At 73.5% G+C, this 19,293-nt stretch carries 19 protein-coding genes, 3 tRNA genes and 1 pseudogene; 8 read left to right on the top strand and 15 right to left on the bottom strand.

The annotated features are described in order from the left end of the window. The first annotated feature begins 217 nt into the window (after positions 1-217). Both rpmB and ACNAVT_RS04340 read left to right on the top strand, forming a co-directional pair. Entirely contained in the window at positions 218-409 is a 192-nt protein-coding gene (gene rpmB, locus ACNAVT_RS04345) for a 50S ribosomal protein L28 (RefSeq protein WP_416293024.1), read from the top strand. A gap of 188 nt (positions 410-597) precedes the next feature. Further along, a complete protein-coding gene (locus ACNAVT_RS04340) occupies positions 598-1,851 on the top strand; it encodes an ATP-grasp domain-containing protein (RefSeq protein ID WP_416293023.1) in 1,254 nt (417 codons plus the stop codon). A 39-nt stretch (positions 1,852-1,890) separates the two neighbouring features. Here ACNAVT_RS04340 and ACNAVT_RS04335 read toward each other — a convergent pair whose 3' ends face one another. After that, a complete protein-coding gene (locus tag ACNAVT_RS04335; protein ID WP_416293021.1) occupies positions 1,891-2,358 on the bottom strand; it encodes a GNAT family N-acetyltransferase in 468 nt (155 codons plus the stop codon). A gap of 63 nt (positions 2,359-2,421) precedes the next feature. Continuing rightward, entirely contained in the window at positions 2,422-3,369 is a 948-nt protein-coding gene (locus ACNAVT_RS04330; RefSeq protein ID WP_416293020.1) for a thiamine-phosphate kinase, read from the bottom strand. 163 nt (positions 3,370-3,532) lie between these two features. On the opposite strand from ACNAVT_RS04330, the gene ACNAVT_RS04325 reads away from it, so the two are divergent. Continuing rightward, positions 3,533-3,766 (top strand): Lrp/AsnC ligand binding domain-containing protein, encoded by a 234-nt coding sequence (locus ACNAVT_RS04325; RefSeq protein WP_416293018.1) that lies wholly within the window; start codon positions 3,533-3,535, stop codon positions 3,764-3,766. Beyond that, positions 3,767-4,444 (top strand): DUF3515 family protein, encoded by a 678-nt coding sequence (locus ACNAVT_RS04320; protein WP_416293016.1) that lies wholly within the window; start codon positions 3,767-3,769, stop codon positions 4,442-4,444. A gap of 16 nt (positions 4,445-4,460) precedes the next feature. On the opposite strand, the gene ACNAVT_RS04315 is transcribed toward ACNAVT_RS04320, so the two are convergent. From ACNAVT_RS04315 to ACNAVT_RS04290, 6 genes are all read right to left on the bottom strand, one after another. Next, complete coding sequence (locus ACNAVT_RS04315) at positions 4,461-5,561, bottom strand: D-alanine--D-alanine ligase family protein (protein WP_416293015.1); 1,101 nt, start codon at positions 5,559-5,561, stop codon at positions 4,461-4,463. Between the two features lie 5 nt (positions 5,562-5,566). Beyond that, positions 5,567-5,941 (bottom strand): hypothetical protein, encoded by a 375-nt coding sequence (locus ACNAVT_RS04310; protein WP_416293570.1) that lies wholly within the window; start codon positions 5,939-5,941, stop codon positions 5,567-5,569. A gap of 55 nt (positions 5,942-5,996) precedes the next feature. After that, positions 5,997-6,782: a putative protein N(5)-glutamine methyltransferase gene (locus ACNAVT_RS04305; RefSeq protein ID WP_416293013.1), complete on the bottom strand. Its 786-nt coding sequence runs from the start codon at positions 6,780-6,782 to the stop codon at positions 5,997-5,999. A 59-nt stretch (positions 6,783-6,841) separates the two neighbouring features. After that, a complete protein-coding gene (locus ACNAVT_RS04300; RefSeq protein ID WP_416293011.1) occupies positions 6,842-7,972 on the bottom strand; it encodes a cystathionine gamma-lyase in 1,131 nt (376 codons plus the stop codon). A gap of 7 nt (positions 7,973-7,979) precedes the next feature. Beyond that, positions 7,980-8,987 carry an NAD(P)H-dependent glycerol-3-phosphate dehydrogenase gene (locus ACNAVT_RS04295; RefSeq protein WP_416293010.1) on the bottom strand — a complete coding sequence of 336 codons (1,008 nt, stop codon included), beginning with the start codon at positions 8,985-8,987 and terminating at the stop codon, positions 7,980-7,982. A 67-nt stretch (positions 8,988-9,054) separates the two neighbouring features. After that, complete coding sequence (locus ACNAVT_RS04290) at positions 9,055-9,780, bottom strand: lysophospholipid acyltransferase family protein (RefSeq protein ID WP_416293009.1); 726 nt, start codon at positions 9,778-9,780, stop codon at positions 9,055-9,057. 116 nt (positions 9,781-9,896) lie between these two features. Between ACNAVT_RS04290 and cofC the strand changes: the two are divergent. The 3 genes and pseudogenes from cofC to ACNAVT_RS04275 all read left to right on the top strand — a co-directional run. Next, positions 9,897-10,508: pseudogene (gene cofC / locus ACNAVT_RS04285) on the top strand (2-phospho-L-lactate guanylyltransferase); the annotation flags it as partial. A gap of 282 nt (positions 10,509-10,790) precedes the next feature. Further along, the gene (locus ACNAVT_RS04280; RefSeq protein WP_416293008.1) at positions 10,791-13,094 is read left to right on the top strand and encodes an RNA degradosome polyphosphate kinase; all 2,304 of its coding nucleotides are present in this window, start codon (positions 10,791-10,793) and stop codon (positions 13,092-13,094) included. Between the two features lie 40 nt (positions 13,095-13,134). Beyond that, positions 13,135-14,013, top strand: coding sequence for an NUDIX hydrolase (locus ACNAVT_RS04275; protein WP_416293007.1), 879 nt, complete (start codon positions 13,135-13,137; stop codon positions 14,011-14,013). Between the two features lie 91 nt (positions 14,014-14,104). Here the strand turns inward: ACNAVT_RS04275 and ACNAVT_RS04270 are convergent, their stop codons facing one another. From ACNAVT_RS04270 to leuC, 3 genes are all read right to left on the bottom strand, one after another. Beyond that, the gene (locus ACNAVT_RS04270; protein WP_416293006.1) at positions 14,105-14,734 is read right to left on the bottom strand and encodes an HU family DNA-binding protein; all 630 of its coding nucleotides are present in this window, start codon (positions 14,732-14,734) and stop codon (positions 14,105-14,107) included. Positions 14,735-14,906: 172 nt separating this feature from the next. Further along, positions 14,907-15,494 carry a 3-isopropylmalate dehydratase small subunit gene (leuD, locus tag ACNAVT_RS04265; protein ID WP_416293004.1) on the bottom strand — a complete coding sequence of 196 codons (588 nt, stop codon included), beginning with the start codon at positions 15,492-15,494 and terminating at the stop codon, positions 14,907-14,909. Between the two features lie 15 nt (positions 15,495-15,509). Beyond that, on the bottom strand, positions 15,510-16,952 hold the full coding sequence (gene leuC / locus ACNAVT_RS04260; protein ID WP_416293003.1) for a 3-isopropylmalate dehydratase large subunit: 1,443 nt from the start codon (positions 16,950-16,952) through the stop codon (positions 15,510-15,512). 49 nt (positions 16,953-17,001) lie between these two features. Between leuC and ACNAVT_RS04255 the strand changes: the two genes are divergently transcribed. Further along, a complete protein-coding gene (locus tag ACNAVT_RS04255; protein ID WP_416293002.1) occupies positions 17,002-17,688 on the top strand; it encodes an IclR family transcriptional regulator in 687 nt (228 codons plus the stop codon). A gap of 69 nt (positions 17,689-17,757) precedes the next feature. Here the strand turns inward: ACNAVT_RS04255 and ACNAVT_RS04250 are convergent. The 4 genes from ACNAVT_RS04250 to ACNAVT_RS04235 form a co-directional block, all read right to left on the bottom strand. After that, positions 17,758-17,833: transfer RNA gene (locus ACNAVT_RS04250), tRNA-Glu, on the bottom strand. A 226-nt stretch (positions 17,834-18,059) separates the two neighbouring features. After that, positions 18,060-18,132: transfer RNA gene (locus ACNAVT_RS04245), tRNA-Glu, on the bottom strand. Positions 18,133-18,269: 137 nt separating this feature from the next. Further along, a tRNA-Gln gene (locus ACNAVT_RS04240) sits at positions 18,270-18,341 on the bottom strand. A 106-nt stretch (positions 18,342-18,447) separates the two neighbouring features. Continuing rightward, entirely contained in the window at positions 18,448-19,251 is an 804-nt protein-coding gene (locus ACNAVT_RS04235; protein ID WP_416293001.1) for a fumarylacetoacetate hydrolase family protein, read from the bottom strand. Positions 19,252-19,293: the final 42 nt, after the last annotated feature.

The raw sequence follows: 19,293 nt of genomic DNA, 5'->3' as shown, positions 1-19,293 counted from the left end.
GCCGGGGCCGCGGATCGGGGACCGGTCCGCGCCGGTACGCTGGGCGAGTTTCCATCCGGCAACTCCAGCTCGGCGCGTCTGACGCCGCGCAGCGACCTGGAGCCGGCCGCCGGCCGGGCCGGTTGGGCGTACCGACGGGCCATCGGGTAACCTGACCAGGTTGCCCGGGCTGCGCCTGGCGGCGACCTCATGAACGTTTCAATCCCAGGAGTATCCCGTGGCTAGCGTGTGCGACGTCTGTGGCAAGGGGCCGGGCTTCGGCCACAACGTGTCCCACTCGCACCGGCGGACCAACCGCCGCTGGAACCCGAACATCCAGTCGGTGCGTACCCCGGCCGGTGGCGGCACCACCAAGAAGATGCAGGTCTGCACCTCGTGCATCAGGGCCGGCAAGGTCACCCGCGCCTGACTCGGTAGCGCCACCCACAACTCGCCGGTAGCCGGCGGACCGAGATGGTCCGCCGGCTTCTGTCGTGTCCGAAAGCCGGAGCCGGCGGCCGTCCGACCGGCTGGCGACCGGGCCGCACCGCCCGGTTAGGGTCGTGCTGCGCCGGCTGTCCGTTCCGGTGCCGACGGCGCGTGGGGGAGGAACGACCGGTGGACCTGGACCTGGGGCGCGACGAGATGGTGGTGGTCGGCGCGTCGTTCGGGTCGCTGCGCTGGTTCGACCAGGAGCTCCCGGCCGGCAGCGTGGTCCTGGTCGAGGAGCCCGACGTGATCCGCCGCCGGGGCCTCGAGCGGTACGCCGCCGAGCTGCCCCTCGTCTCCCGGCTGGTGCCGGCCGGATACCAGACCGGCCTCGACGTCGACGCCCTGCTCGCCCGGGAGCCCGGCCTGGCCGCGGCCCGGCTGGTCGTGCCCGGCATGGAGTACGCGGTGGGCGCCACCGCCCGCCTGGCGGCGCGGCTCGGCCTGCCCGGGGCCGGGCTGCCGGCCGCCGACATCTTCTCCGACAAGCACCGGATGCGGCTGCTCGCCGACGCCACCGGCCTGGCCAACCCGGCGTACGAGCTGGTCGACGACCCGGCGCGGGCGGCGGAGTTCGCCCGGCGCCACGGCGGCCGGTGCGTGCTGAAGCCCACCCGTCGCTCGGGCAGCCTCGGCGTGCAGCTCATCGCCGACCCGGCGGAGATCGCCGCGGTGTGGGCGGCCAGCGCCAGCCCGCCGGCGCCGGACGAGGCCACCGCGGGCCTGCCCACCGAGGTGCTGGTCGAGGAGATGCTGGCCGGCTCGGAGCACAGCGTCGAGCTGCTGGTCGCCGACGGCGAGCCGATCTTCGCCAACGTCACCGACAAGCGGATCGTCGGCGGTCGGTTCCCGGTGGAGAGCGGCCACACCGTGCCGTCCGCGCTGCCCGAGACGGAGCACCGGGCGCTGCGGGACGCGGCGGTACGGCTCGCGCGGGCGGCCGGCTTCCGCAGCGGAATGCTGCACAGCGAGTGGATCCTCGCCGACGGCGTGCCCACGCTGGTGGAGTGCGCCGCCCGGATGCCCGGCGACATGATCACCGCGCTGGTGTCGATCGCCTACGAGTGCGGCTTCATCGAGGCGTACCTGCGGGTGCTGCGGGGCGAGCGCCCCGCGCTCCCGGCCCGGCCGACCGGCGCGGCGGCCGTGGAGTTCCTGGTCGCCGCGCCCGGCCGGGTCACCGCGGTGGACGGGACCCGGGCGGCCCTGCGGATGCCGGGCGTGCTGGACGTGCAGCTCGACGTCGCCGTCGGGGACACCGTGCCGGAGCTGATCTCCTCGGCGTATCGCAGCGGGCACCTGCTGGTCTGGGGCGCCGGCCCGGGTGAGGCGGCAGGCGCCGCCCGCGAGGCCGCCGACCAGATCCGCGTCACCGTCGCCTGATCCGGGCAGCAGGCCCGCATCACCGCCGGGCGGCGGCCGTCAGAGGGTACGGCCGAAGGAGAGGCAGCCCGGCGCGTCCTTGTAGAAGCCGAAGTTCGGGATCCGCTCGTAGCCGGCCGAGGTGTACATGGCGATCGCCTCGGGCTGCTTGTCGCCGCACTCCAGGACGATCCGCTTGCGGCCCTGCTCCCGCGCGGACCGCTCCACCGCCGCGAGCACCGACCGGGCGACGCCCCGGCCCCGGGCGACCGGCGCGGTGTACATCCGCTTCAGCTCGGCCGTCTCGCCGTCATCGCCGTGGCTGCGCCAGCCGCCACAGCCCACCGGCTGCCCGTCGACGTAGGCGACCAGGAAGGTGCCGACCGGGGGCTCGAACTCCGCCGCGTCGACCGGCGTGTCGTCGCCGGTGCCGCCGTACCGCTGGCCGAGGTCGGTCAGGGCCGCCCGGATCAACGCGTGTGACTCGGGCGCGTCGAAGCGCTGCGCCCGGATCTCGATCTCGTTCACGTCATGAAGGCTACGACCGCAATCCGTGCCGCCCGGGGCCGACCGGCGTACCTCGGTCGCAGATCACTCCGTCCGGCGGAAGTGGTCCCACCCGGCGGGGCCCTCGTACGCGGCGCCGTCCACGGTCACCCCGTCCCCCTCGGCGACCCGGCCGACCGGGCGCCACCCTTCGGGCAGCGCCGCCGTCGCCGGGAAGGTCGCCGCCAGGGCATGGTCCTCGCCGCCGGCCAGAATCCAGGAGTACGGATCGACGCCCAGCGCCTGGGCCGCGTCGCGCATCTGTCGGGGCACCTCGAACGCGTCCCGGGTCAGGTCGATCCCCACGCCGCTCGCCCGCGCCACGTGCCCCAGGTCGGCGAGCAGACCGTCCGAGACGTCGATCATGGCGGTGGCCCCGTGCCGGGCGGCCTCCGGGCCGGCCGCGTACGGCACCTCGGGACGGCGGTACGCCTCGACCAGCAGCCGAGGCGTCCGGAAGCCCCGGGAGAGGACGGAGTAGCCGGCCGCCGCCCAGCCGGTGCGGCCGGCGAGCGCCACGACGTCTCCCGGGCGGGCCCCGGAGCGGACCACCGGCGGCCGGCCACCCAGGTCGCCCAGGGCGGTCACGGCGACCGTGATGACCGGGCTGCCCGACATGTCGCCGCCGACCACCCCCGCGCCGACCAGGGCCGCCTCGGCGCCCAGCCCGTCGGCCAGTTCCTCCGCCCAGCTCGGGTCCAGCTCGGCCGGGATGCAGAGGGCGACCAGCAGGGCGGTCGGGGTGGCGCCCATGGCCGCGATGTCAGCCAGGTTGGCGGCTGCCGCCCGATGCCCGACGTCCCGCGCCCCGGACCAGTCCCGGCGGAAGTGCCGCCCCTCCACCAGCACGTCGGTGGAGGCCACCACCCGCCGGTCCGGCGCCGCGACCACCGCCGCGTCGTCCCCGGGGCCGAGCAGGCAGCTCTCCCCGTACGTCAGCCGGGCGGTCACCCGATCGATCAGCCCGAACTCCCCGACACCCGCGACCGTCATCTTGTCCTCTCGTCGCGCTCTTCCGTTCCGCATTCCCGCCACCACGCCCCGGGCGTGTCCTCGCTCACCGCGTCCAGCCGACCACCGATAGGGATCGGGCCTGCTCCGTAGGGTAGTTTCACCCTTCGGGTCGCCCCAGGCGGCGACGGACGGAGGTCGAGTCGTGGTACAGGCGTACATCCTCATCCAGACCGAGGTCGGGCGGGCGCGTGACGTGGCCGGTCAGATCGCGGACCTTTCCGGCGTGGTTCGGGTCGACGCCGTCACCGGGCCGTACGACGTGGTCGTCCTCACGGAGGCGAACACCGTCGACGAGCTCGGCAAACTCATCGTCAGCAAGGTGCAGATGGTGCCCGGCATCACCCGTACCCTCACGTGTTCCGTGGTGCGTCTGTAAGTGGACAAGATCACTTCCTCCCCCGCTCGCGACGAGTCCCGCCCGGCCGAGCCGGCCCCGCGCCGCGAGCGTTCCACCCGCAGCGCGGCGCTCTGGGCGACGCTGGTCGCGGTGCCGGTCACCGTGGCGGTGGCCGCGTTCACCTTCGCCAAGCTCTCTCCGGACCAGCCGGTCACCGCGGCGAAGCCGTCGGCGAGCGCCGCCCGGCCGCAGTCGACCACCCCGGTCGAGATGCCGGCCCCGGCCCTGGCGCAGCGGCCGGCGACGGTGTGCCGCGCCCTGCTGTCGCAGCTCCCGTCGAGCGTGCGGGACCTGCCGCAACGACCGGTCACCGCCGGGCCGGAGCAGAACGCCGCGTACGGCGACCCGGCGCTGACCGTGGCCTGCGGCGTCGAGCCGCTCAAGCAGTGCCCCACCGCCACCGCCGGCGCGACCGGGCAGCCGGCCGACGGCTGCTACGCCGCCACCGACGAGGTGTGGTCGGTCAACGGGGTCTGCTGGCACGCGCTGCAGGAGGCCGACGCGACCGTGCTGACCACCGTCGACCGGGAGGCCCCGGTCCGGGTCCGCGTGCCCGGGCAGTACGAGCAGGCCCTCCAGTGGGTCGCTCCGATCGCCGACGCCGTGGTCGCCGCCGTTCCCTCCGCGAAGACCGCCCCGTCGGGCTGCGCCGCCTGACGCCGGGCGGACGGGGTCAGCGGCCGGCGCGGCGGAGTGCGGTGCGGATGAGGCGGTTGACCAGCTTCGGGTATTCCAGGCCGCTGGCGGCCCACATGCGCGGGAACATCGAGGTCGGGGTGAAGCCGGGCATCGTGTTGATCTCGTTGAGGTAGACGTCCAGGTCGGGGGTGACGAAGAAGTCGACCCGGGCCAGGCCGGAGCAGTCCAGCGCGGTGAAGGCGCGGGCGGCGTACTCCTGCACCCGGCGGGTGACCTGCTCCGGCAGGTTCGCCGGGACGTCGTACTCACAGACCTCGTCGGCGTAGATGTACTTGGCCTCGAAGTCGTACCAGCCGTGGCCGTCGACCATCCGCACCTCGGCCAGCACCGACGCCTCCGGGGCGCCGCCGGCCTCCCCCTCCAGCACGCCGCACTCGATCTCGCGGCCGACGACGGCGCCCTCGACCAGGACCTTGGTGTCGATCTCCCGGGCGACGGCGACCGCCGCGTCGAGCTGCGACCAGTCGTCGACCTTGGTGATGCCGAAGGAGGACCCGGCCCGCGACGGCTTGACGAAGACCGGCAGGCCCAGCCGCTCCTTGTCCTCCTCGGTCATCGTCATCCCGTTGCGCAGCACCACGTACGGGCCGACCGGGATGCCCTCCGCGGCGCACAGCTTCTTGGTGAACTCCTTGTCCATGGCGGCGGCGGAGGCGAAGACGTTCGCCCCGACGTACGGGATGTCGGCCATCTCGAGCATCCCCTGGATGGTGCCGTCCTCACCGTACGCGCCGTGCAGCACCGGGAAGACCACGTCCACGTCGGCCAGTGCCCGGGGACCCTGCGCGGGGTCGAGCACCATCAGGCCACCCGCCGCCGGGTCCGCGCGCAGCACCAGCTCGGCCCCCGAGCCGGAGGTGATCTCCGGCAACTTGCGGTCCTGGATCGCCAGCTGACCCGGGTCGCCGCTGGCCAGCACCCACTGGCCCTGGCGGGTGATGCCGACCGGCACCACCTCGAACTCGTCCGGGTCCAGCGCGCTCAGCACGCTGCCCGCGCTGACGCAGGAGATGCCGTGCTCGGGGCTGCGGCCGCCGAAGACGATCGCCACACGGGTCTTGCCTGGGGTGGTCACTCCGGTCACCTCTTCGGTCGCGACTGCGGCTGGCCGTGCTCGCCGGTGGCGCTCACCCGGTTGACCCTACTGTGCGTGGCGAGGGCGGGTAGCCGATACCCAGGAGGACGGCGTACCTCGGCGCAACCGGTCAGGAAGTCGAATACGCGGAGTAATCGGACGGCGCTGGGGGCCGGGCCCGGCCCGGCTCTGCCGGCGGCCAGCGGGCCGGCGACCGAGCCGGACCGGACGGCCTCCAGGGCGGCGATGGCCACCCCGCCGCCGAGGCCGGTGCCGACGATGGCGGCGACGGAGGAGCGACGCATCGCGTCCACCCCGAAGTGGACGTGGTACGCGTAGAGAGCCGCGGCGTTCCCGTCGTTGGCGTAGACCACCGGCAGCCCCAGCCGGCGGAGCCGCGGCCACGGCGGCCGGCTGCGGTGCCGGCCGTGGCGCTCAGGCGAGTCGGCGGGCGGTGACTGCCGTGGCGTCCAGGTCGTCGTCGTGTACCACCGTCGGCACGAGGCCCGCTCCGGTCAGCACCGCACAGAGCGCCTCGGCCTGGGCGGCGCTGACCTCGACCGCCAGGTGCCCGCCCGGGGCGAGCCACTCGGCCGCCCCGGCGGCCACCCGGCCCAGCACGGCCAGCCCGTCGGCGCCGCCGTCCAGCGCCACCGGCGCCTCGTGCAGTCGCGCCTCCGCCGGCATCAACGCCAGTGCGCCGCTCGGCACGTACGGGGCGTTCGCGACGACCAGGTCGAGCCGCCCCCGCCACTCGGACGGGACCGGCGCGAACAGGTCGCCCTGGTAGACCGCAACGCCCAGCGGGTCGAGGTTGCGCCGGGCGCAGGCCACCGCGGCCGGATCGATGTCGGCGGCGGCCAGCCAACGGGGGGCGAGCCGGCCGTGCAGCACCAACGCGGCGGCACCCGACCCGCAGCAGAGCTCGAGCACGGCGGGCGCCGGCCCGGCCACCGCCGCGGCGGCGGAGACCAGCAGGGCGGTACGCCCCCGAGGCACGAAGACCCCGGGATCGACGGCGACCCGCAGGCCACAGAACTCGGCCCAGCCGAGCAGGTGCTCCAGCGGCAGGCCGGCGACCCGGCGGTCGACCAGGTCGGTCAGCGCCTCGGCGGAGCCGGCGGCGGCGATCAGCAGCTCCGCCTCGTCCTCGGCGTAGACGCAGCCGGCGGCGCGCAGCCGGGCGACGAGAGCGGGGCGGTCGGAATGGAACGGTGCCATGGGGATGCCTTTCGGGAGCGGACGGCCTCCGACCGCCCCGGCTTCGGGCCGCGCCGGCGTCAGCCGTCCGCCGTCAGGGCCGCGCTGGCGTCCAGCGCGGCGGCGACGTCCGCCACCAGGTCGGCGGGGTCCTCGATGCCGCAGGAGAGCCGGACGAAGCCGGGGGCGGTGTCGTCGCCCCACTGTGCCCGCCGGTCGGCGGTGGTGTGCACCCCGCCGAACGAGGTGGCAGCCGCGACCAGCCGGGACGCGTCGAGGAACCGGGCCACCCGGTCGGCGTCGCCGAGGTCGAACGAGAGCACCCCGGGCATCCGTCGCATCTGGACCGAGGCGACCGGGTACGCCGGGTCCTCCGGCAACCCGGGCCAGCGCAGGCCGGTGACGTCGGCGCGGCCGGCGAGCAGCCGGGCGAGCGCCTCGGCGTTGCCGGTCTGCCGGGCCAGCCGCAGGTCCATGGTGGCCAGCGAGCGGTGGGCCAGCCAGCAGTCGAACGCCCCGGGTGTTCCGCCGGTGGTGGTCCGCCAGGCGGTCACCGGGTCGAGCATCTCGGCGGAGCGGCTCGCCACGTATCCGAGCAGCAGGTCGGAGTGGCCGGTGAGCGCCTTGGTGCCGGAGGCCACCACGACGTCGGCGCCGAGGTCCAGCGGTCGCTGCCCGAGCGGCGTGGCGGTGGTGTTGTCGACGGCGACCAGCGCCCCGGCGGCGTGCGCGGCGGCGGCCAGCGCGGACACGTCGGCCACGTCCAGGCCGGGGTTCGCCGGGGTCTCCAGCAACACCAGGCGGACGCCCTCGAACGACGGGTGCGGCCCGGCGGTCGGCACGAAGCCGACGCGCACCCCGATCCCGGACAGGGTGTCGGTGGCGAAGGCACGCACCGGGAAGTATCCGTCGGCGGGGAGGAGCACGGTGTCCCCGGGGCGCAGCAGCGCCAGCAGCAGCCCGGTGATGGCCGCCTGGCCGCTGGCGAAGACCCGGCAGTCCCCGCCCTCCAGTTCCCCGACAGCCGCCTCCAGCAACCGCCGGGTGGGGTTGTCCGGCCGGCCGTACCCGTTCGGTGCCGCCTCCGGCCCCCGCCAGGGGTCGAGATGGTAGGGCGCGGCGAAGACCGGCCCAGGCAGGAACGGCTCCCCCGGTGCCGCCGCGGGCAGCCCGGCGTGCGCGCTACGGGTGCCGTCACCCCACTCGGTCATCGCCACCTCACTCGTACGACTCGGGCTTCGCGGTCCGGCTCATCAGGGCGTCCACGGCGAGCCGCGGGTCCATTCCCTCGTGGCAGATCCGCTCGATCTGCTCGGTGATCGGCATCTCCACCCCGTGCGCCCGGGCCAGGTCCCGGATGGCCAGGCAGCTCTTCACCCCCTCGGCGGTCTGCCGGGTGGCCGCCTGGGCCTGCTCCAGGGTCTCCCCGCGGCCCAGGTGCTCGCCGAAGGTGCGGTTGCGGGCCAGCGGTGAGGCGCAGGAGGCGACCAGGTCGCCCATGCCGGCCAGGCCGGCGAAGGTGATCGGGTCGGCGCCGAGCGCCACACCCAGCCGGGCGGTCTCGGCCAGGCCGCGGGTCATCAGCATCGCCCGGGTGTTGTCGCCGAAGCCCATCGCCGTGGCGATCCCGTACGCCAGCGCGATCACGTTCTTGACCGCTCCGCCCAGCTCGCAGCCGACCACGTCGTCGTTGGTGTACGGGCGGAAGTACGGCGTCCGGATCGACGACTGGACCAGGGCGGTCCGGCGGCTGTCGGTGCCGGCGACCACGGTCGCGGCGGGCTGCTCGGCGGCGATCTCCGGGGCCAGGTTGGGCCCGGAGACGACCACCACCCGGTCGGCCGGTACCCCGGCGGTCTCCATGATCACCTGGCTCATCCGCTTGGTGGTGCCCAGCTCGATGCCCTTCATCAGGGAGACCAGCGTGGCGTCGGAGTCCAGGTACGGGGTCCACTCGGCGAGGTTGCCGCGCAGCGTCTGCGACGGTACGGAGAGCACCACCACTCCGGCCCCGGCGATCGCCTCCTCGGCGTCTCCGGTCGCGGTGACCCGGTCGGGCAGCCGCACGTCCGGCAGGTAGTCCGGATTGCGGCGCCCGGTCCGGATCGCCTCGGCCACCGCCGGCCGCCGGGCCAGGATCGTCACGTCCCGGCCGGCGTCGGCGAGGATCTTGGCGAACGCCGTCCCCCACGATCCCGCCCCCAGCACCGCGACATGCCCGCTCATGCCGTCGCCTCCCCATGGTCGGCGAAGGCCTGCGGCACCACCGCGCCGAGCCGGCCGATTCGCTCGCTCATTCGGTCACCTCGGTGGAACGGGTGCGGGCGGGACGCTCCCAGAGCGGCGGTGGGGTGCCCCCACGGATCTCGGCGACCATGTCCCGGATCCGCAGCATGATCGTGTCGGTCATCTCCTCCAGGACGGCCCGGCTCGGCGTGGCGCCCGCCCAGCGGCTCAGGTCGATCGGCGGCCCGGCGACCACCGTCACCGGGGTCCGCGGGCGCAGCCCGAGCCGGGCGGTCCGCGGATCGAACATCTTCTCCGGCCCGCACATCGCGACCGGAATCACCGGTGCGCCGGTGGCCAGCGCCAGCCGGGCCGCTCCGGTCTTGCCCTTCATCGGCCACAGGTCCGGTTCGCGGGTGGTGGTCCCCTCCGGGTAGATCACCACCGCGCCGCCCGCCCGCACCGCGGCGACCAGCTTCTCCAGCGACTTGGCCGCCTCGACGCTGCCGCGCTCCACCGGGATCTGCTTGCACTGGTGCAGGATCCAGCCGATCACCGGCAACCGGAACAGGCTGGCCTTGCCCAGGTATCGCGGCCAGCGCCCGGAGTCGTAGATGAAGTGCGCGGAGACCAGCGGGTCAGCGTGCGAGATGTGGTTCGGCACGATGATGAAGCCGCCCTCGCGGCGCAGGTGCTCCATGCCCCGCCAGGTGCGCCGCGTCCAGACGGTCAACACCGGCTTGACCAGCACCACGGCGAACCGTCGCCAGAATCCCAGCTTCCGCGGTGCCACCCTGCCTCCTCGTACTGCCCCGACCCACGTGCCGAACGCCCCCGGGACGAAATCATGCCTGCTCGCCGCGGGTCCGGCCAGTGAGGGTACCGCCGCCCGACTGGCAGGATGGTGGCGTGCCCGAGCCGACCTGGACCGCGGTGGTGCCGGTGAAGCGCCTCGGGGCGGCGAAGAGCCGCCTGCGGGGCGCACTGCCCGCCGTACCCCATGCGGACCTGGCGCTGGCCCTGGCGGCCGACACGGTCCGCGCGGTGCGGGCCTGCCCGGCCGTCGGCGAGGTCCTCGTGGTCACCGACGACCCGCGGGTGGCGGCGGAGGCTAGGGCGGCCGGCGCGCGGGTCGTGGCGGACCCGGCCGTCGGGCTGAACGGCGCCTTCCGGCGCGGCGCGGCCGTCGCCGGTCCGGGCGCCGCGGTGGCCGGGCTCACCGCCGACCTGCCGGCGCTACGCCCGGCCGAGCTGGCCGCGGCGCTCCGTGCCGTCCCGGCCGGCCCGCCCGGGGTACGCCGATTCGTGGCCGACGAGCCGGGAAGCGGCACCGTGCTGCTCGCCGCGCCGGCCGGCGTGCCGCTGGACCCCAGGTTCGGGGTGGACTCGGCGGCGGCCCACACCGCGAGCGGGGCGCTGCCGCTGCGCGGCGACTGGCCGACCCTGCGCCGGGACGTGGACACCGCCGCCGACCTGGCCGCCGCCGCCCGGCTGGGCTCGGGGCCCCGCACGGCGGCGCTGCTCGCCAGGCCCGTCGGGTACGGTGCTGGCATGCAGGGCACGGTGGCCACCTACGACGCGTCGACGCGCAGCGGCGTGCTGCTTCTCGACGACGGCACCGAGCTGCCCTTCCCGGCCCGCGCCTTCGACGCCTCCGGGCTGCGGCTGCTCCGGCTCGGTCAGCGGGTCCGGATCGAGCGGGACGGCGCCGGCGAGATCATCCGCGTGACGTTGCCGACGATGGCCTGAGCAACCTGCCCCGAGTTCATTTTCCGTTCACCCTGATCGGGGAATCATGAGGTGGTGAGCACCCCTCGCGAACGCCCCGAGAGTCCGCAGCACGTCCTCGACCCGGACGCGCCCCGCAACGGCGCCCCGACCCGCGGCGCCGACGGCCGTTTCCGCCGGGTCCGTCCGCCCGAGGAGGACATCGCGGAGCAGGCCGGCCCGGACGCCGCGGCGGCCTCCACCGGGCTGGAGGAGTCCCTCGACCCGGTCGAGGGCCCGGGCCCGGTGCCGGGCGCCGAGCCGCCGGCGGCGCAGCCGCTGCCCGAGGACCGGTTTCTCAACCGGGAACTCTCCTGGCTCGACTTCAACGCCCGGGTGCTCGCGCTCGCCGAGGACCGGCGCACCCCGCTGCTGGAGCGGGTGAAGTTCCTGGCCATCTTCGCCAGCAACCTGGACGAGTTCTACATGGTGCGGGTGGCCGGTCTGAAGCGCCGGCTCTCCGCCGGCCTGCCGGTACGCGGCGGCGACCGGCTGCCGTTGCGTACCCAGCTGGAGCTGATCGGGGAGAAGACCGCCGACCTGGTGGCCCGGCACGCCGCCTGCTTCGTCGACGACGTGCTGCCGAAGCTGGCCGACGAGGAGATCCGGATCCTGCGCTGGAGCGACCTGGACGACCCGGAACGGGAGCGGCTGCGTACCTGGTTCCGGGAGCACATCTTCCCGGTGCTCACCCCGCTCGCCGTGGACCCGGCGCACCCGTTCCCGTACATCTCGGGGCGGTCGTTGAACCTCGCCGTGTCGGTCCGCGACCCGGACGGCGGTTCGGAGCTGTTCGCCCGGGTGAAGGTGCCCAACAACGTGCCCCGCTTCGTCCGGGTCGCCCGGGACTCCCCCGGCGTCCGGTTCATCCCCGTCGAGGACCTCATCTCGGTGCACCTCGGGCAGCTCTTCTCCGGGATGCAGGTGGTCGAGTGCCACCTGTTCCGGGTCACCCGCAACGCCGAGGTGGAGGTGGACGAGGACCGCGACGAGGACCTGCTCCAGGCCCTGGAGCGGGAGCTCGCCCGGCGCCGCTTCGGCCCGCCGGTCCGGCTGGAGGTCGCCGCCTCGATCTCCGACCACATGCTGGAGCTGCTCGTCCGGGAGCTGGACATGCACGACCAGGAGGTGCTGCGGGTGCCCGGCCTGCTGGACCTCTCCGCGCTCTGGCAGGTGTACGGCGAGGCCGACCGCCCCGAGCTCAAGGACCCCTCGTTCGTGCCGGCGACCCACCCCCGGCTCACCGAGGGCGAGGTGCCGCGCAGCGTCTTCGCCACCCTTCGCGACGGGGACGTGCTGGTGCACCACCCGTACCACTCGTTCGCCACCAGCGTGCAGCGCTTCATCGAGCAGGCGGCCGCCGACCCCAGCGTGCTGGCCATCAAGCAGACCCTCTACCGCACCAGCGGCGATTCCCCGATCGTGGACGCGCTGGTCGACGCGGCCGCCGCCGGCAAGCAGGTGGTGGTGCTGGTCGAGCTGAAGGCGCGCTTCGACGAGGTGGCGAACATCGGCTGGGCCCGCACCCTGGAACGCGCCGGCTGCCACGTCGTCTACGGCCTGGTCGGGCTCAAGACGCACTGCAAGACCGCCCTGGTGGTACGCCAGGAGGGCAACCAGATCCGCCGCTACTGCCACATCGGCACCGGCAACTACCACCCGAAGACGGCCCGACTCTACGAGGACTTCGGCATGCTCACCGCCGACCCGGAGATCGGTGCCGACCTGACCGACCTGTTCAACGTGCTCACCGGCTACAGCCGGCAGACCGCGTACCGACGGCTGCTGGTGGCCCCGCAGGGCATCCGCAGCGGCCTGATCGAACGGATCGAACGGGAGATCGCCCACGTCCGGCTCGGCATGCCCGGGCTGGTGCAGTTCAAGGTGAACGCCCTGGTGGACGAGGAGATCACCGACGCGCTCTACCGGGCCTCCCTGGCCGGTGTCCACGTCGACCTGCTGATCCGTGGCATGTGCACGCTGCGCCCCGGGGTGCCCGGGCTGTCGGAGAACATCCGGGTCCGCTCGATCCTCGGCCGGTTCCTCGAGCACTCGCGCATCTTCCGGTTCGGCAACAACGGCGACGCCGAGTTCTGGATGGGCTCGGCCGACCTGATGCACCGCAACCTGGACCGCCGGGTGGAGGCGCTGGTGCAGGTGAGCGATCCGGTCGCCCGGGCCGAACTCGACTACGTGCTGACCGCCGCGTTCAGCCCCGAGGTGGACGCGTTCGAACTGGCCGGGGAGGGCAGCTGGAGCCGGCGTACCGGCACCGACGACGAGCCGCTGACGCACCTGCAGGAGCTGCTGCTGCACCGGGTCGGCGGAACGGCGAGCTGAGCGGGCCACGGCCTGTTCGGACCGGGCTTACGGTGAGCGTATGACGGACGAGCCGGTGCGGATCCGGGCGGCGGGCGGGGTCGTCTGGCGGCCCGCCCCTGGCGGCGTCGAGGTCTGCCTGGTGCACCGCCCCCGGTACGGCGACTGGTCGCTGCCCAAGGGCAAGCTGGACGCCGGGGAACACCCGCTGCGCGCCGCCGTCCGCGAGGTCGCCGAGGAGACCGACGTCCGGGCCGTGCCGCAGGTGCGCCTGCCCACCGTCCGCTACCGCAGCGAGGGCCGGCCGAAGGCGGTCGACTACTGGTCGATGCGGGCCGTCGCGGAAGGCGGCTTCCAGCCGGAAACCGAGGTCGACGAGGTGCGCTGGCTCGGGCTCGACGAGGCGGCCCGCCGGGTCAGCTACCCGCACGACGCCGAGGTGATCGGCGCGTTCGCGGCGCTGCCCCCGGTGACCGGCACCGTGCTGCTGGTCCGGCACGCGCACGCCGGCAGCCGGGGCACCTGGACCGGCCCGGACACCGGCCGGCCGCTGGACGCGCAGGGCTGGGCCCAGGCGCAGGCGCTGGCCGAGCTGGTGGCCCTGGTCCGTCCGGTCCGCCTGCTCTCCGCCTCGGCCCGCCGTTGCGTGCAGACCCTCGACCCGGCGGCCGCCCTGCTGGACCTGCCGATCGAGGTGACCGGTGACCTGGACGAGCCGAAGCCCGGCCAGCAGCCGGACGAGTGTGCCCTCGCCGGGGCGGCCCGCGTCGCCGCGCTGGCCGTCGCGGGTGAGCCGGTCGCCGTGTGCAGTCAGGGAAAGGTGATCCCGGGCATGCTGGAACGGTTGACCGGCCGGGCCGACGACTTCACCACCCCGAAGGGTGGCGGCTGGCTGCTCGCCTTCACCGGGGACCGCCTGCTCGCCGCCGATCGACTGTAGGGACGGGCCCCCGGTCACGCGCGTCTACCGGGCCTGGGCACGGGGAAGGGCGCCCACCGAGAACGGTGGACGCCCTTCCCTGCCGGTACGGTCAGCGCCGCGTGGCGGCCTTCTTGGCCGGTGCCTTCTTCGCGGGCGCCTTCTTGGCGGCCGTGCTCTTGGCCGCCGTGGTCTTCTTCGCCGCGGTGGTCCGCTTGGCCGCGGGCGCCTTCTTGGCCGCCGTGGTCTTCTTCGCCGCGGCGGTCTTGGCCGGGGCGGCCTTCTTCGTCGGCGCGGCCTTCTTGGCGGCGGTGGTCTTGGTGGCCTTCGCCGCCGTGGTCTTCTTGGCGGCACCCGCCGCGGTGGTCTTCTTCGCCGCGGTCGCCTTGGCCCCGGTCGCCTTCGCACCGGTGGTCTTGGCGGCGGCCGCGGCAATCTTCTTGGCGGCGGCCGTGGCCTTCGGCACCTTGCCGGCGGCCACCATCTCCTTGAACCCGGCACCCGGGCGGAAGGTCGGGACGGAGGTCTTCTTGACCTTCACCGCCTCGCCGGTCCGCGGGTTACGCGCTGTTCGGGCGCCTCGGACACGCTTTTCGAACGCTCCGAAACCGGTGATCGCCACCTTCTCGCCCTTGGTGACCGCCGCCTGGACCTCAGCGAGGACCGCGTCGAGCGCGGCCGTCGCCGTCTTCCGGTCCCCCAGGCGAACGGCGAGCGCCTCGATGAGCTCGGCCTTGTTCACGACTTCCTCCCGATTGTGCAACTGACTCGACGCGAGCCATTCTGCGCGCACGGTATGCCCTGTGCTGCCTGGACACAAACATTCGGTGGAAAAAAGGCCTTGTGTCGTAACGGATTCGCCCCCACCCGCCGGTCGGGTGGGGGCGAAAACCGCTGTGTGTTCCGGCGTACGGCTATGCCACCGAGGGCAGGAACGGCGACCGGGACGCCTCGTACGCGCTGATCTCAGGCTCGTGTCGGAGGGTGAGTCCAATGTCATCCAAGCCCTCCATCAGCCGCCAACGGCTGTGGTCGTCCAGCGGGAAGGCCCAGGTGGCATCCCCGGCGTGGACCTGGCGGGCGGTGAGGTCGACCGTGATCGGGGTGGTCGGGTCGGCTTCCACCAGATCCCAGAGTTCCTCCACCGCTTTCAATTCCAGCTCCACCGGAAGGAGACCTTCCTTCAGCGCGTTGCCACGGAAGATGTCGCCGAAGCGGGGAGAGATCACGGCCCGGAAGCCCCAGTCCCGCAGCGCCCAGACGGCGTGCTCACGCGAGGAACCCGTACCGAACTCGGGGCCGGCGATGAGAATCGACGCACCCGAATGGGATTGATCATTGAGAACGAATGCCGGATCCTCCCGCCACGCGTTGAAGAGCCCGTCCGCGAAACCCGTTCGCGTCACCCGCTTGAGGTACACGGCGGGAATGATCTGATCGGTGTCCACGTTGGATCGGCGCAACGGCACGGCAGTGCCGGTGTGGGTGGTGAACTTGTCCATCTCTCGGCTGCCCTTCTAGAGGTCGGCGGGGGCGGCCAGCCGGCCGACCACGGCGGTGGCGGCGGCGACCGGCGGGGACACCAGGTGGGTGCGCCCGCCCCGGCCCTGGCGGCCCTCGAAGTTGCGGTTGGAGGTCGAGGCCGAACGCTGGCCCGGCGAGAGGGTGTCCGGGTTCATGCCCAGGCACATGGAGCAGCCGGCGAAGCGCCACTCGGCGCCGGCGTCGGCGAAGACCTTGTCCAGCCCCTCCGCCTCGGCCGCCTCGCGGACCGCGGCGGACCCGGGTACCACCAGCATGCGTACGCCGTCGGCGACCTGGTGGCCGCGCAGCACGTCGGCGGCGGCCCGGAGGTCCTCCAGCCGGCCGTTGGTGCAGGAGCCGACGAAGACCACGTCGACGGCGAGGTCGCGCAGCGGCGTGCCGGGCGCGAGGTCCATGTACTCCAGCGCCCGACGGGTGGCGGCTCGTTCGGACTCGGTGACGAACTCCTCCGGGTCCGGCACGGCCGAGCCCAGCGGCGCGCCCTGACCCGGGTTGGTGCCCCAGGTGACGAACGGGGTGATCCGGCTGGCATCCAGGGTCACCTCCGCGTCGAAGGTCGCTCCCTCGTCGGTGGGCAGGGTCCGCCAGTACGCCACCGCCGCGTCCCACTCGGCGCCCTGCGGTGCGTTCGGCCGCCCCTTCAGGTACGCGAAGGTGGTCTCGTCCGGCGCGATCATGCCGGCCTTGGCACCCCACTCGATGGACATGTTGGCGATGGTCATCCGGCCCTCCATGGAGAGGTCGCGGATCGCCTCGCCCCGGTACTCCACGATGTGGCCGCGCCCGCCGCCGGTGCCGACCTGAGCGATCAGCGCCAGCACCAGGTCCTTGGCGGTGACGCCCGGAGCGAGTCGGCCGGTGACGTTCACCGCCATGGTCTTCGGTCGGGCCTGCGGCAGCGTCTGGGTGGCCAGCACGTGCTCCACCTCGCTGGTGCCGATGCCGAAGGCGAGCGCGCCGAACGCGCCGTGGGTGGCGGTGTGCGAGTCGCCACAGACGATCGTCATGCCCGGCTGGGTGAGACCCAGCTGCGGGCCGATGACGTGCACGATGCCCTGGTTCTCGTCACCCAGCGGGTGCAGCCGTACGCCGAACTCGGCGCAGTTGCGGCGCAGCGTCTCGATCTGGGTGCGGGAGGTGGGATCCGCGATGGTGAGCAGGTCTCCGCGGCGGGACCGGAACGCGGGATCGTCGTACCCGGTCGGGGTGTTGTGGTCCTCGGTCGCGATCGTCAGGTCGGTACGACGGACCCGGCGGCCGGCCAGCCGCAGCCCGTCGAACGCCTGCGGGCTGGTGACCTCGTGGAGCAGGTGCAGGTCGATGAAGAGCAGGTCCGGCTCGCCGGCGGCGGAGCGGACCAGGTGCGCGTCCCAGACCTTCTCGGCCAGGGTCCTCGGTTGAGTGACTCCCACCATCTGGACATCCTAAATTCTGGGAGGTAAATTTCGGCTTGTGGGACACAGTATGAGCGGTGTCGGCGTTCTCGACAAGGCGGTGGTCATTCTGGCCGCCTGTGTCGACGGCGCCAGCCTGGCCGAACTCGTTGAACGCACCAAGCTGCCCCGGGCCACCGCGCACCGGCTGGCACAGGCGCTGGAGATCCACCGGATGCTGGTTCGGGACACCCAGGGCCGATGGCGCCCCGGCCCCCGGCTCGGCGAGCTGGCCAACGCCGCGCCGGACGTGCTGCTGACCTCGGCCGAGCCGCTGCTCGGCGCGCTGCGCGACGCCACCGGCGAGAGTGCCCAGCTCTATCTGCGTCGCGCCGACGAGCGGGTCTGCGTGGCCGCGGCCGAGCGGGCCAGCGGCCTGCGGGACACCGTGCCGATCGGTTCGGTGCTGCCCATGACGGCCGGCTCGGCCGCCCAGATCCTGCTCGCCTGGGAACCGCCGGAGGCGGTCATGCCGCTGCTGCCCCGGTCGAAGTTCACCGGCCGCACCCTGGCCGAGGTCCGCCGCCGCGGCTGGGCGCAGAGCGTCGCCGAGCGGGAGGCCGGTGTGGCGAGCGTCTCCGCCCCGATCCGCGACCGCACCGGCCGAGTGATCGCGGCGATCAGCATCTCCGGCCCGATCGAACGCCTCGGCCGCCGACCCGGCGAACGTCACGCCATGGCCGTGGTCCGCGCCGGCCAACGCCTCTCCGGCCTCTGATCCCCTCCGAACCCCGTGGCGGGAACGGCGAACGGCCCGGCTCGCATGAGCGAACCGGGCCGTTCGGTGTGGTAGCCCCGACCGGATTCGAACCGGCGCTACCGCCTTGAGAGGGCGGCGTCCTGGGCCGCTAGACGACGGGGCCAGGGACTTTTCCTGTTCACCGCCCAGACGAGCGGTGCGGACGTAGTCTAGCGGCACCACCTACGGGCCGCGCGACGGGGTCCCGGGCCGACCGGGCGCCAGCGGGCGGACCGGACCCGGCCCAGCCCGCCCCTGACGGCAACCGGACACGCAGCCGGCTCACCCGCCTGGACGGGCACGGACACGAAACAGCCCGCCCCATCAGGTGGGACGGGCTGTGCACGCTGTAGCCCCGACCGGATTCGAACCGGCGCTACCGCCTTGAGAGGGCGGCGTCCTGGGCCGCTAGACGACGGGGCCAGAACAATCTGCTTCCTCGCCGTGGAGGCGGGGAAGCTGCACTCTATCAGAGATCATCATCCACCCCTCTCACGAGGGGCGGAGCGGAACTCCGCCAGAATCCAGCGTCCCGGGATTCTCGCGAATCCGCGGTTGCGCTGGGGTACCAGGACTCGAACCTAGACTAACTGAACCAGAATCAGTCGGGCTGCCAATTACCCCATACCCCATTGGCCCCTTGCGGTGCCGGGAATGAACTTTACCCTCCCGGTGCCGGCAGGCCAAATCCAACCCCTCGAACCGCCCGTGACCAGCGGAAACGAGACGTCGGACGCATCAGGCGACCGGCACCACCGGGTTGGCGAGTTCGCCGATCCCCTCGATCCGCACGGTGACCGTATCCCCGTCGGTGAGCGGGCTAACCCCCGCCGGGGTCCCGGTCAGGACCACGTCACCGGGAAGCAACGTCATCACATGGGAGATGTACGACACCAGGGCCGGCACGTCGAAGACCATGTCCTTGGTCCGGCCGAGCTGGCGTACCTCCATCTCCTCCGGGTTGCGACCCACCTCACAGCGGATCTCCAGGTCGGCGACGTCCAGCCCGGTGGTGATCCACGGGCCCAGCGGGCAGAAGGAGTCGAAGCCCTTGGCGCGGGTCCACTGGCCGTCGGAGCGCTGCAGATCCCGAGCGGTGACGTCGTTGGCGCAGGTGTAGCCGAAGATGGCCCGCTCGGCGGCGGCCCGGTCGGCACGCCGCGCGCCAGGGGCACCGATCACCACCGCCAGCTCCGCCTCGTGCTCCACCTGCTTCGAGAAGATCGGCAGGCGGATCGCGTCCCGCGGGCCGATCACCGAGGTGGAGGGCTTGAGGAAGAGCAACGGCTCCTTGGGCACCTCGCTGCCGTGCTCCGCGGCGTGCTCGGCGTAGTTGCGGCCGACACAGACCACCTTGCTCGGCAGGATCGGCGAGAGCAGCCGGACGTCGGAAAGCGCCCAGCGGGCGCCGGAGAACTGGATCTGTCCGAACGGATGCCCCTCGATCTCGGCGATGGTCAGGCCCTGCGGCCCGGCCTCCGACTCGCCCTCGACGACCCCGAACGACATTCCCTTGGCATGAGCGAAACGAGCGATACGCACCCGGCCAATCTATCCCCGCGTGCCGCCCGTGCCGCGCGGGAC

The organism is Micromonospora sp. SL4-19, assembly GCF_047921475.1.
In the GTDB taxonomy this organism is placed as follows: Bacteria; Actinomycetota; Actinomycetes; order Mycobacteriales; family Micromonosporaceae; genus Micromonospora.
This window is presented reverse-complemented; position numbering and strand designations above follow the sequence as displayed.

What these genes read in the sequence shown, in the direction of transcription:
- leuD (WP_416293004.1), bottom strand. Translation starts at nt 15,494, where the DNA reads ATGGACAAGTTCACCACCCACACCGGCACTGCCGTGCCGTTGCGCCGA.
- ACNAVT_RS04330 (WP_416293020.1), bottom strand. Translation starts at nt 3,369, where the DNA reads ATGACGGTCGCGGGTGTCGGGGAGTTCGGGCTGATCGATCGGGTGACC.
- leuC (WP_416293003.1), bottom strand. Translation starts at nt 16,952, where the DNA reads ATGGTGGGAGTCACTCAACCGAGGACCCTGGCCGAGAAGGTCTGGGAC.
- ACNAVT_RS04275 (WP_416293007.1), top strand. Translation starts at nt 13,135, where the DNA reads ATGACGGACGAGCCGGTGCGGATCCGGGCGGCGGGCGGGGTCGTCTGG.
- ACNAVT_RS04305 (WP_416293013.1), bottom strand. Translation starts at nt 6,782, where the DNA reads ATGGCACCGTTCCATTCCGACCGCCCCGCTCTCGTCGCCCGGCTGCGC.
- ACNAVT_RS04295 (WP_416293010.1), bottom strand. Translation starts at nt 8,987, where the DNA reads ATGAGCGGGCATGTCGCGGTGCTGGGGGCGGGATCGTGGGGGACGGCG.
- ACNAVT_RS04300 (WP_416293011.1), bottom strand. Translation starts at nt 7,972, where the DNA reads ATGACCGAGTGGGGTGACGGCACCCGTAGCGCGCACGCCGGGCTGCCC.
- ACNAVT_RS04255 (WP_416293002.1), top strand. Translation starts at nt 17,002, where the DNA reads ATGAGCGGTGTCGGCGTTCTCGACAAGGCGGTGGTCATTCTGGCCGCC.